We start from the raw sequence: 11,113 nt of genomic DNA on the forward strand, positions 1-11,113 counted from the left end.
GATAAATCAGCCAAGACCGAATAGACTGTTCGGCAATACCGACTAGTTGCGACGCTATATGAACTTGCTCGACCTGCTGCGTACCTTCATCCGGGTTTATGAACTGGCCAGTTTCACAGGCGCCGCCGACAGCCTTGGCTTGCCGCGCTCCACCGTTTCCGAACAGATCCGTGCGTTGGAGGAACGGCTCGGCGCCCGGCTGCTGCAACGCACCACTCGCAAGGTGCAGCCGACGCAGGACGGTCAGCTGCTATACGGCCGCTGTCGTGACATGCTCGATCAGGTAGACGAAGTGGAAGGGCTGTTTCGTGAGGGCAGCACACTCTCCGGGCGATTGCGCATCGATCTGCCGGTCGCCCTTGCGCGCAACCTGGTGATGCCACGCCTGGGTGAATTTCTCGACAGACATCCAGGGCTGGAAATGGAAGTCAGTGCCACTGACCGGCGCGTGGACCTTGTGCGGGAAGGTTTCGACTGCGTGCTGCGTATAGGCGAAGTGACGGATCCGTCCCTGGTGGCGCGGCGGCTCGGCCGCTACCCGCAGGCCAACTGCGCCAGCCCCGCCTACCTCGAGCGATACGGCAGGCCTAAAACGCTAGAGGACCTGGCCAACCATCATCTGGTCCATTACGTGCCGGTGCTCGGCGCCCGCTCGGCGGGTTTCGAGTATCTGGAAAACGGCAAGCTGCGCTGCCTGCCGATGCAAGGCCGGATCACAGTGAACAACAGCGACAGCTACAAGCTAGCGTGCCTGGACGGTTTCGGCCTGATCCAGGTGCCGCTCGCCGGCGTGCGCGAATCCCTGGAGTCGGGCGAACTGGAGCTGGTATTGCCCGATCATGTTCCGCCGTCGATGGACGCATCGCTGATCTACGCCCACCGGCATAACCTGCCGCGGCGAGTGCGGGCTTTCATGGACTGGCTGGCCGCGCTGATCGAGCAGGACATCGAGGCGGCGCAGACCCTGGCGCAGCGTCTGCATCTGGCCGCGCGCTGAGCCATCGCCGAGGCGCAGGTTTGCCGGCAGGCGGAGGAGTACGGGACAATCGGCGGCCACCCAGCAGCCGGCCCGCCTTCATGCATCATTCGACCATCCTCTTCGACCTCGACGGCACCCTCACCGACCCGCGCGAAGGCATTACCCGCTCGATCCAGCACGCGTTGGCCAAGCTCGGCATCGACGAGCCGGATCTGGCCAAGCTCGAACCCTTCATCGGCCCGCCGTTGCTGCAGGCATTCATGGAGTTCTACGGCTTCAACGAGGCGCAGGCATGGGAGGCCGTCGGCCATTACCGCGAGCGGTTCAAGACGGTCGGCCTGTACGAAAACCTGCTGTTCGACGGCGTGCTGGAAATGCTCGAACACCTCCGCGGTCAGGGCCGGACACTCTATGTGGCGACGTCGAAACCTTCAGTGTTCGCCCGCGAGATCGCCCGGCATTTTGCCTTTGATCATCACTTCAAGCTGATCTACGGCAGCGAACTGGACGGCACCCGCACAAATAAGGTCGAGCTGATCGCTCACGTGATCGCCGAAGAAGGGCTCGATCCGCGGCAGACACTGATGATCGGCGACCGCAAGCACGACCTGATCGGCGCGCACAGCAACGGCCTGCAGGCTGTCGGCGTGGGGTACGGCTTCGGCAGCCATGCCGAGCTGATGGCCGAGTCGCCGGCGTACTACTACGCGACGCTGCCGGCGCTGCGCGCAGCGTTTGGCTAGAAACCTTTGAAAATGCCGGCGAGGCAGCCAGCGTAAGGCTGGTCGCCCCGGCGAAACAGGCAGAAAACCCGGTCATGAGCTGTATAGATGAGCATCTCGGACGCATTCGCCGCCAGGGCTGTTTTCCACGCCGCGATGGCAGATGCGGACAGTTCCTCAATGGCTTGCTAGCGCGGCTGCTCGCGCTCGGGGGCGAAGCTCACCGGCGGCGAGCCATCGGCATTGATCTGCTCCACCCGCGCCGGGCGACCATCTGAATCCAAGCGAATACGGCCAATGCCCGAGCCGTTCCACAAGCGTTCACCAGACCGACTGCGGCTCGGCAGCCACGGCTGGACCCGCACCCGGCGGCGCTTGGTGAACCAGTTCAACGGCGAGCGCGGTGAATACAGCCAGCGGTTGAGTCGATCGAACAGATCCAGCAAGCGCGGCGGAAACTCGTTCTTCACCCCGCTGCTGGTGATCTGCCATAGCCGCGGGCCTTCGGCACGGCCACGAATGCGCACCTCGTAGGCGAACGAGTAATGCACGTCGCCCGACAGGATCACGTAGTTACCCGGCGTGCGGGTATGGCGAAAGATGTTGAGCATCACCTGCGCCGCGCCGCGATGGGCCATCCAGTTTTCTGCGTCGACCAAGAGCGACAGCCCGGCCCAACTGAATACGCGTTGCACGGTCTCGATCAGCTTGACGCCGAACATCGGCGCCGGCGAGACGATGATCACCGAGCGATGATCGAGCAGTTCCTGCTGGAAATCGGTCAGCGCTTCCCAATCCATTAGTCCGGAAGGCCGGCTCAGGTTGCGCTCGCTGCGCCAGCGGCGGGTGCGGGTGTCGAGCACCACCAGCGCCGGCTCGCTGGGTATGACATAGCCCCAGTCGCCGCGCGCCAGCAGCTCGTCAACCACCTGATCATGCAGCGCGCAGTCGAGCCGCCCATCTTCACCGCTGACCAATAGCGCCTCGACCGCGCTCAATGCGGTAGCGCAGGCATCCGGCGCGTTGCCCCAGGCCTGACACAACAGGTAGCCGAGCAAGGCGTTGCCGATGATGCGGCGGGAAAACGGATGGCCGTAGGCGGTCTGCTCCCAGCGGGCGCTGAGGTTCCAGTCATCGGTGATGTCATGGTCATCGAAGATCATCAATGACGGCAGGTGCGCCAGCGCCCGCGCCACCCGCGGCAAGCCGGCCCGGAAAGCATCGATACAGCGCAGCTCGCGATCCCAGCGCTCGGCCAGTTCGGTATCCAGCGCGGGTTGCTCAAGCTCGATCAGCTGCCAGGGCACTGGCGACCAGACCAACAGGTACATCGCCAGCACCTCACCCAGCGACACCAGATGGTTGTGCGCACTGGATGTGGTAAATACCGGCTTTTCCACGCCACCGAAGAACCGCTCGCGCAAGGCTTCGTTGGACTTGAATGCAGGCAACAATTGTTCGCGCTGATAGTAAGTGGCGGGATGCGCCAGCAATTCATCGCTGTCTGCGACTGTCGCCCCTTCAAGGCACTCGCCATACAGCCCAAGTCGGCGGATCAGTGCATGAATGGCCACCAGGGTGGGCCCGGCCACGTCGTCAGCGTAAATCTGGTCGCCGGTCATCAGCAGCGCGGCGGGCCAGCGCTCGGGGGACTGCCGGGCCTGGGCCACCAGCGTATCCACAGTAACCAGTCCGTCCGCCGAGGGGTGGTGCGGCTTGCGACAGGAGCCGTGCAGCAGATCGTCGTAGCGCGAGCGGATAACGAACGCCGGGTGCTTGAATCCTTCATGGAGCAGGTGCGGCGCCCAACCGGCGATGCCCTGCTCATGGCCCTCGCGCTGGATTAATAGGTCGTACTCGACCAAGCGGTCGACCGGCAGCGGCGTCTCCAGATTAAGATCGATCAAGTGCAGCCATGCCGACGTACCAACACGCAACCGGCAACAGCTTTCGTCTTCCACCGCCAGCGAAACCGGAGCCTCCCCATCGGGCTGCAACGCCAGGCGCAACTGCAGCGGCTCGCTAGACACCAGCCAGAGCACCAGCCGCCCCGCCTCGAGCCGGCGCAACATAGGCCCGGCAAGCACGAGGGGAAGGGATACAGCGGTGTCGGATGATGCGGGGCTGGGCATGCAACAGCTCGGTGAACGGCAATGGAGCATCAGAGTGTAACGAATGGCGCCGGTTCGCCCTGGTTTGTGGGTCTAAGTCGCTCCAACGAACCGGTGGATGAAAAGAGGCTCACCCACCCTACTCACCTTTGAAACGGTGGGCTGGAGTCTAGGTACTACAGCGCCGGTTGTAGGGTGGATCCCGCTTCACCGATCTACCGGGCAGTGGCGAATAGGACGGACAGAAGGGCCACCTATCTAAGGGCTCCATTGCCATCAAGCGCGCCGTCTTGACGGGTGGTTGAGCAGCGATTGCAGGCGGTCGAGAAAGACCAGCCCTTCTTCCCAACGATGATGCCCCGAGGCCACGTTGATGTGCCCGACACCGCTGAGCACGGTTACCTCGCTGCCCCAGGCGCAGCCCAACGCCCGGGCCCGTTCGGCGCTGGCGGCCGGATCATTGTCGGACCCCACCAGCACGCTCGGAAACGGCAGCGGTACCAAGGGCAGCGGAGCAAAGTTGCGCAGCGGCTCGGGGCAGCCTGGACGCTCAACATCCGCCGGGGCGACCAACAGCGCGCCTCGGACCCGCTGCAGCGCGTCGGGCATGGCCTGCGCCGCCCAGTGCGCGACGGTCGGGCAGCCGAGGCTGTGAGCGATCAGCACTACCGGCTCCGATGCAGTGGTGATGCCATGATGCAATTCGGCTACCCAATCAGAACGCTGCGGCTTTAGCCAGTCGGCCTGTTCGATGCGCTGGGTGCCCGGCAGGGTGCGCTGCCAATGAGTTTGCCAGTGGTCCTCAGGCGAGCCATGCCAGCCGGGGACGATCAGATAATGGAACGATCCGCGCCGCATGGGATGGCCTCTCGATGGTCATTGAGCCGCGAGTCTATCGCTCGCCACCAACGCGCGATAAAGAATAAGAATTCATTTACTTATGCAGTAAATAAAGGACTGGAACCTCGGCTAAATCTACGCCCATAAAAAAGACGCGCCCGAGGGCGCGCCAAGATTTGAAGCGCACGCGTATTACTGGATTTGTCTGATCAGGTCCCGACGCAGAAGCGCCTTGATCTTGATCAGATGGTCATCTTCCTGCTCTTTGGCCTTGTGGAAGCTCTTGGCGATCCGCGGATGGCCACCGGCTTCGGCCAGTTCGATCAACAGTTCCCAAGCGGCGTTGTCCTCAAGTTCGAGCGTCAGCAGCGCGTTGATACCGTGAGCGATGTTGGTCCTTGGGTCGGTGAGCACCTGCATCGCGCCCATCGACTTGACCGCTACGACATCGGCAGAAGGCGTCTGTGCAGTTGGGTCGGCGCCGAGCGTCTCGATCGCTTCGGCGACCATGTTCATGTGCTCGAACTCTTCGTCGCGGATGTGCTGCAGCACGCCGATCAGGTCCGAATCAGCCATGCTGATGGCCTTCGCCTTGGCAATCATGGCGTCGTACATGCGCACGCCGCTGCGCTCGAAGGCCAGGCGCTCGCCGAGCTTGTCGACCAGCAGCTCAGGGCTCTTGCCCAGCGCCATGTCGAATGTCGACTTGAGCATGCCCTTCGCAGAGCCGGGAACCGGTACCGAACCAATGCGATCGGCTACTTCGGCGCGGGTTGCGCGCTCCATCATCAAGCCCTTGGAATCGCCCGGCACGTCTGGATGGATTTCGTTGACGGCGTCGAGCAGGCACTTGGTGTCCTTCGGAGACATCTGCACGCCGGTGAAATTGGTGCCCAGTTTTGCTGAATTAGCCATGTCCTTTCTCTCCTCAGGAAACCTTGCGCATCTTCATGAGTTCGCCGCCCGGCGCCCACTGGTAACCGGCCGATACGATGTTCGACGCGATACCTTCGGAATTGAGCTGGGCGCGGTAATCCAGGGAGTTCTGCGGCTCCTGGCTCTTGTCGACATACTCGGTGCCGCTGGTGCGCAGGTTGACCTCGGCCGCGAGGACCTGACGGACAAATTCACGCTGGCTCTTGAACTCGATCATCTTCGGCAGCGGACCGCCGAGAATCTCAGCCGGGTCGCGGCGCTCGATGTTCTTGAAGTGCTCGCAGGCGACATTCAGATGGCCCAACTCGTAATCGAGGAAGCGCTCCCACATCGCCTTGATGCGCGGATTGGTCTCCTGCTCGGCGCAGCTGGCATAGGCATAGACTTCCATTGCCTCGTGTACCAGCCACTTCTCCATGAAGGATTCCTGTGGGTCGGCCAGCGAGCCGTATTGGGTCACATGCTGTTCTTCGACCGATGCGATCTCGGCATACAGCTGACGCGCCAGCGGATCGGCGAACAGCGGGCCAATGTTCATGTAGTAATCATGGGTCTGGAACTCTGCTGCGGTGATCATCGCGGCGTGGATCTTGGTGATCAGTGCGGCCTGCTCTTTCTCATAGCTTTCGCGCAGATCGTTGTCCGGATGACGATGGTGTTCGGAGGTCTGCCGACCTGGCACGATGTCGGTGTAGCCCTGCAGGATGTTGTTCGCATCCTTGCCTTCGAGGCGATCAAGCATCGCCGAATAGCGGTACAGGTGATCGAAATCTTCCAGCAGACCGAAGCGATAGGTCTGCGCCTGGTAAGGATCGGGCTCGGTCTGGGCAACCGCGGCAGTCACCTCGATGGCGACCTGCTCATAGGCGACTGTGGTTTCCAACGGTGAGTGGTCAGCGGAGATCAGCCAGTTGACCATGGTCGCCTGATGCTGCTCGACGCGGCGGATCTCGGCGAGCGGGCCACGCAGCTGTCCGGTGATCCGCGCTATGCCGTGCTTGAGGCGCAGCGCATCGGTTTCGATCCCGTTCATCAGGATGATCCGCACGCGGGTGAAAGCGTCGTCATCCAGCTTGCTGATCGGCTTGCCCGCCATTTCTTTCCAGGTGAACTTTTGCTTTTCAAGGGGCGTGCCCTTGTTGTCGAGAATGCCGGATAGGTTATCCATGGAGCCTCCGTTTAAACGGCTTGTATTTGCTAGGCGTACAAATTTCGCACGGCCAAATCACGGGTCAGCAGGGCTGACGGTCTAGAAAAATGGACGGAGGCAAGCGCAAAACAATTCCGTGAATTTTGGTGTGAACGTGCAAAGACTCGACAAGCGGCAGCGCCCAACCCCTTCGAACAGGCTTCGATTCAGCGAAGCGGAACAGGTCGCGGCGCCTTGCCGCAGCTCGTCTCAAACGAAGCGGCGTAGCGCCTCAGCGAAGCGCATCCAGCTGCCGCTTCCGCTCGTCGGCAGGCAGGCGGCCCAAGGCAGCCACGGCGGCATAGAAGCGCGGCCAATCGCCGCCGACCTGCCCGTATAACGCGGCGAAGGCAGGCACCCATTGGTCATACAGGCCGAATGGAACCAGGCTGGCGTTGTTCAGCGGCTGGTTCATCCAGCGATCGAATCGGTCATCGCCTTTCCACGGCCCGTCGCGTAATTGCCGATAGGCCTGACGCATGCGCATGAACGCGTCACGCTTGGCGGCGCGCATTGCGGGCTCGCTCAAGTCGGATGCGTAGATCGCGGCCAACCGCTCTCGGGTCGCCAGCACCAGCTTGCTGAGATCGGCGTACTGGTTGCGCGCGGTTTCGTTCGGCGGCGGCAGGCTGCGGCTGGCGCGCCATTGACGCAGCCCTTCACGCTCGACGAAGGACGCAAAGGATTCGTTGAATGCCGTGTCATCAACCAGATAAATCTTCTGGTGCGCCAGCTCGTGAAAGATCAGCCCGGCCAGCCGCTCGTCATCCCAGCGCAACATCGAGCTGAGCAGCGGATCGTCGAACCAGCCCAGTGTCGAATACGCCGGCACGCCGGCAACCAGCGTGTCGTGGCCCTCGGCTTTCAACAGCGCCGCCGCACCGCGTGCCCTGCCCTCGCGGTAATAACCGCGATACGCGACACAACCGGCGATCGGAAAACAGTGGCTCAGCGGGTCCACGGAAAATTCCTCCGTGGCGAACACATTCCACACCACGTAGGGCCGCTGAATGTCGGCGTAAACCCGATAGCTCCGGTTGTCCGGCAACGCCAATGAACGGCTGGCGAAGGCTCTGGCCTGCAGCGCGAGGGCCAGTCGCTGGCGCAACGGCGGATCGCGTTGCGGATCGCCGATGATCGCTGCGATGGGCTCGCGCTGGCGCAGCAGCTCGAGCTGGCCGACCGCCAGTTGCCCATAGTAGCTGCTGCACCCGTTCAAACCAGCCGCCAGCAGCAGGGGAACCCAGCGCTGCATTCGCTTGTCGACTGCGGCGATTTTCGGCTTCGAACTGAACAAATGCTTACCTGCCTGCATGCCCCACGGGGCGACGCGTTGAGCCTACAACGACATCGAAGCCCACCCAACCACCGAACATGCAGACGCGACCTAGCAGGCCGCTACCGGTCGGAGACCTTGCTCATGCGAATCCTGATACTTGCTCTTGCGCTTTCCAGCCTGGGCGGTTGCGCCATGTGGATGCCCAAACCTGACCCAAACCAGGCCTGGATCGACCTCGACCCGCACGGCGAGACCGAGCTGATGGCCGTGGCGGTCGATGACAAGCCCCTCGATGACAGTCGCTATTTCCAGGTCGAGCCGGGCAGCCATCAGCTGGGCATGCGCTATCTCTTCGAAGTCGGCCCGGCCGACGTAGGTCGCGACAGCGAAGCGCTGGCACGCGACTGCCGACTGACCCTGAGCTATGACAGCTTCAATGCCGGAGCGCGCTATCGGCTGGTGGCTGGCGGCTACGGTTTTCGCCCCTGGGCCAAGCTGTACGACCAGCACGACCGCATGCTGGCCAAGGCCACCGAGCGCGGCTGCGGCGGGGTCGCCACCCGCTAGCGTTCCGCTGTGAACCGTTCTGTCGTGGTGCAGTCGTTGAAAAAGAGCACTATCTGGCTCAGGCTCATTGGCTGACCGCGACAGCAGAGGCTGATCCTGCGGTTATCCGGAGGATTCACCATGCGTCTGCTTCCCGCATTACTTCTGGCGTTCGGCCTGTCCGGCTGCGCAGGCCCGTTGCCCGCGCCTGATCCGGAAATGGCATGGGTCGAGCTGACTGCCCAGCCCAGCGACATCTTCATGTCCGACCAACTGGACGGCGAGCGCACACCCGATGGTCGCTATTTCCAGGTTCGCCCCGGCGCGCACGAACTCGAAGCGCGCTACGAATTCGAAATCAGCAGTGGCGGATTCGGCGATTTTGGCGATACCCAATACTTGCGCTGCACCCTGGTGATCAACTACGACGACTTCCAGCCCGGGCGGCGTTATCTGTTCCAGGCCCGTTCGCTGGGCTTCACTCCACAAGCCTGGCTGCGCGACGAGGACAACAACGTCCTGGCGCGCGCCGAGGCCGAGCACTGCTACTGAGCAGCCGTCAGCAAAGAGGTAGACGATGTCCCGTATCGAACACACCCGTTTCTCCACCCTCGACCTGGCACCGATCCGCGATGACGGTGACGCCGGGCTTGCCCTGCGCAACTCGCTGGCCCTGGCCCAGCACGTCGAAAAGCTGGGCTTCGAGCGCTTCTGGGTCGCCGAGCACCACAACATGGACGGCATCGCCAGTGCAGCAACGTCGGTGTTGATCGGCTATCTGGCGTCCGGCACGTCGCGGATTCGCCTGGGTGCCGGCGGTGTCATGCTGCCCAATCATGCGCCGCTGGTGGTCGCCGAACAGTTCGGCACGCTGGAAGCGCTGTATCCCGGGCGAATCGAGCTGGGTCTGGGCCGGGCCCCAGGGGCCGACCAGTTCACCGCACACGCTTTACGCCGCGACCGCATGGGCAGCGCCGACGACTTCCCTGCGGACGTGGAAGAACTGCAGCGGCTGCTTGGCCCACGCCAACCCAATCAACGGGTGATCGCGATGCCCGGCGTTGGCAGCAACGTCCCGATCTGGCTGCTCGGCTCGAGCCTGTTCAGCGCCCAGCTGGCTGCGGCCAAGGGTCTGCCCTACGCCTTCGCCTCGCACTTCGCGCCGCGTTACGTGCATGAGGCGATTCGTCTGTATCGCGAGAATTTCCGCCCCTCGGAGGTGCTCGACAAACCCTATGTGATGCTCGGCGTGCCGCTGATGACGGCTGACACCGACGAGCAGGCCGAATACCTGGCGACCACTGCCTATCAGCGCATCCTTGCGCTGATCCGTGGCCAGAGCCTGGTGCTGGTGCCACCGGTGCCGAGCATGCAGGGCAAGTGGCTGCCGCATGAGCAGGACGCCGTCGGTAATTTCCTCGGCATGGCGCTGATTGGCGGCCCGGAAAAGATCCGTGCGCGTCTGGAGGTTTTGCTCGAGCAAACTCAAGCCGACGAGCTGATCTTCACCTGCGACCTTTACGAAACCGCCGACCGCCACCGCGCCTTCGAGATCCTCGCCGGACTGCGCTGAAGGCCGAGCGCGCTGCGCAACGCGGCGGAACCTTCGATCACGGTCAAGACCGCTCCCACGACGTCCAGCGGCATTTCTGTGGGAGCGGTCTCGACCGCGAAGAGGATCAGCAAGCCAATCGCTTCGACCCGTAGCCGTATGCCACAGCCGCTGAACCGCGAGCGTGACGCAGACGCCTTCCCGCCCGGCAAAAGCGCAAGCCGCCACGACGGACATCGCCGCTCCGGCTCGCGGGCGCCTGTACGACGAACGCAGCTGAACCCCCTCAGGTCATGCCGATCAAAACAGCAGCCCATACGTACTTCGGTGCGTCACGCTTCTTGCGGAAGACTGAATGAATTTTCTCCAATGGATGGCCGTGCTCGGCATCCTGCTGTTGATCCTCGCCCTGGCATCGGCCTACCTGCGCTGGCTGCCGGTCACCACCTCATTGATCTACCTGGGCTTCGGCCTGCTCATCGGCGAGCTCGGCATCGGCTTGTGGCAGATGGAATTCATTCACATCGCCAGCTGGATGGAGCACCTCACCGAGATCGCGGTACTGGTGTCACTGTTCGTCAGCGGCCTGAAACTGCGCATGCCGCTGCGTCATCCGGCGTGGAAAAGCGCCTATGTACTCGCCGGCCCGGTGATGCTCGCCTGCATTGCCGGTGTCGCCGCGCTTTGCCATTACGTGATCGGACTGGGCTGGGGTATTTCGGTGCTGATCGGCGCCATCCTCGCCCCCCACTGACCCGGTGCTGGCCAGCCTGGTGCAGGTCAACAACTCCCGCGACAGTGATCACGTGCGCTATGGCCTGTCCGGCGAAGCCGGGTTCAACGATGGCACGGCCTTTCCGTTCGTGGTACTCGGCCTGCTGCTGATCGAACAGGAAACCCTGGCCACCGGCTGGGTCAGCGAATGGGCACTGCATCGGCTGGTTTGGGCAGTGCCCGCG

General features: G+C 62.9%; 10 protein-coding genes and 1 pseudogene. 6 read left to right on the forward strand and 5 right to left on the reverse strand.

Annotation, left to right across the window (positions count from 1 at the left end; genetic code table 11):
* Positions 1 to 58: 58 nt before the first annotated feature.
* Positions 59 to 997, forward strand: coding sequence for a LysR family transcriptional regulator (locus PSTU_RS0112745; RefSeq protein ID WP_019341419.1), 939 nt, complete (start codon positions 59 to 61; stop codon positions 995 to 997).
* Positions 998 to 1,077: 80 nt separating this feature from the next.
* Positions 1,078 to 1,722, forward strand: a complete 645-nt coding sequence (locus tag PSTU_RS0112750; protein WP_019341420.1) for an HAD family hydrolase — start codon at positions 1,078 to 1,080, stop codon at positions 1,720 to 1,722.
* A 167-nt stretch (positions 1,723 to 1,889) separates the two neighbouring features.
* Here PSTU_RS0112750 and PSTU_RS0112765 read toward each other — a convergent pair whose 3' ends face one another.
* The 5 genes from PSTU_RS0112765 to PSTU_RS0112785 all read right to left on the reverse strand — a co-directional run bounded on the left by PSTU_RS0112765 (position 1,890) and on the right by PSTU_RS0112785 (position 8,092).
* On the reverse strand, positions 1,890 to 3,833 hold the full coding sequence (locus tag PSTU_RS0112765; protein ID WP_192827019.1) for an alkaline phosphatase family protein: 1,944 nt from the start codon (positions 3,831 to 3,833) through the stop codon (positions 1,890 to 1,892).
* Positions 3,834 to 4,088: 255 nt separating this feature from the next.
* Positions 4,089 to 4,670, reverse strand: a complete 582-nt coding sequence (locus PSTU_RS0112770; protein WP_019341421.1) for an RBBP9/YdeN family alpha/beta hydrolase — start codon at positions 4,668 to 4,670, stop codon at positions 4,089 to 4,091.
* Between the two features lie 174 nt (positions 4,671 to 4,844).
* Positions 4,845 to 5,567, reverse strand: coding sequence for a ferritin-like domain-containing protein (locus tag PSTU_RS0112775; RefSeq protein WP_019341422.1), 723 nt, complete (start codon positions 5,565 to 5,567; stop codon positions 4,845 to 4,847).
* A gap of 13 nt (positions 5,568 to 5,580) precedes the next feature.
* Entirely contained in the window at positions 5,581 to 6,756 is a 1,176-nt protein-coding gene (locus PSTU_RS0112780) for a hypothetical protein (protein ID WP_019341423.1), read from the reverse strand.
* A gap of 253 nt (positions 6,757 to 7,009) precedes the next feature.
* On the reverse strand, positions 7,010 to 8,092 hold the full coding sequence (locus PSTU_RS0112785; RefSeq protein ID WP_019341424.1) for an aminopeptidase: 1,083 nt from the start codon (positions 8,090 to 8,092) through the stop codon (positions 7,010 to 7,012).
* A 105-nt stretch (positions 8,093 to 8,197) separates the two neighbouring features.
* Between PSTU_RS0112785 and PSTU_RS0112790 the strand changes: the two genes are divergently transcribed.
* From PSTU_RS0112790 to PSTU_RS20790, 4 genes and pseudogenes are all read left to right on the forward strand, one after another.
* The gene (locus tag PSTU_RS0112790) at positions 8,198 to 8,623 is read left to right on the forward strand and encodes a hypothetical protein (protein WP_019341425.1); all 426 of its coding nucleotides are present in this window, start codon (positions 8,198 to 8,200) and stop codon (positions 8,621 to 8,623) included.
* Positions 8,624 to 8,743: 120 nt separating this feature from the next.
* The gene (locus PSTU_RS0112795; RefSeq protein WP_019341426.1) at positions 8,744 to 9,154 is read left to right on the forward strand and encodes a hypothetical protein; all 411 of its coding nucleotides are present in this window, start codon (positions 8,744 to 8,746) and stop codon (positions 9,152 to 9,154) included.
* Positions 9,155 to 9,179: 25 nt separating this feature from the next.
* Positions 9,180 to 10,175 carry an LLM class flavin-dependent oxidoreductase gene (locus PSTU_RS0112800; protein WP_019341427.1) on the forward strand — a complete coding sequence of 332 codons (996 nt, stop codon included), beginning with the start codon at positions 9,180 to 9,182 and terminating at the stop codon, positions 10,173 to 10,175.
* 334 nt (positions 10,176 to 10,509) lie between these two features.
* A pseudogene (locus PSTU_RS20790) lies at positions 10,510 to 11,113 on the forward strand (cation:proton antiporter); the annotation flags it as partial.

Source organism: Stutzerimonas stutzeri SDM-LAC (assembly GCF_000235745.1).
Lineage (GTDB): Bacteria > Pseudomonadota > Gammaproteobacteria > Pseudomonadales > Pseudomonadaceae > Stutzerimonas > Stutzerimonas stutzeri_H.

Excerpts from the sequence above, each read along its gene's own strand:
- PSTU_RS0112745 (WP_019341419.1), top strand. The coding sequence starts at position 59 with ATGAACTTGCTCGACCTGCTGCGTACCTTCATCCGGGTTTATGAACTG.
- PSTU_RS0112750 (WP_019341420.1), top strand. The coding sequence starts at position 1,078 with ATGCATCATTCGACCATCCTCTTCGACCTCGACGGCACCCTCACCGAC.
- PSTU_RS0112765 (WP_192827019.1), bottom strand. The coding sequence starts at position 3,833 with ATGCCCAGCCCCGCATCATCCGACACCGCTGTATCCCTTCCCCTCGTG.
- PSTU_RS0112770 (WP_019341421.1), bottom strand. The coding sequence starts at position 4,670 with ATGCGGCGCGGATCGTTCCATTATCTGATCGTCCCCGGCTGGCATGGC.
- PSTU_RS0112775 (WP_019341422.1), bottom strand. The coding sequence starts at position 5,567 with ATGGCTAATTCAGCAAAACTGGGCACCAATTTCACCGGCGTGCAGATG.
- PSTU_RS0112780 (WP_019341423.1), bottom strand. The coding sequence starts at position 6,756 with ATGGATAACCTATCCGGCATTCTCGACAACAAGGGCACGCCCCTTGAA.
- PSTU_RS0112785 (WP_019341424.1), bottom strand. The coding sequence starts at position 8,092 with ATGCAGGCAGGTAAGCATTTGTTCAGTTCGAAGCCGAAAATCGCCGCA.
- PSTU_RS0112790 (WP_019341425.1), top strand. The coding sequence starts at position 8,198 with ATGCGAATCCTGATACTTGCTCTTGCGCTTTCCAGCCTGGGCGGTTGC.
- PSTU_RS0112795 (WP_019341426.1), top strand. The coding sequence starts at position 8,744 with ATGCGTCTGCTTCCCGCATTACTTCTGGCGTTCGGCCTGTCCGGCTGC.
- PSTU_RS0112800 (WP_019341427.1), top strand. The coding sequence starts at position 9,180 with ATGTCCCGTATCGAACACACCCGTTTCTCCACCCTCGACCTGGCACCG.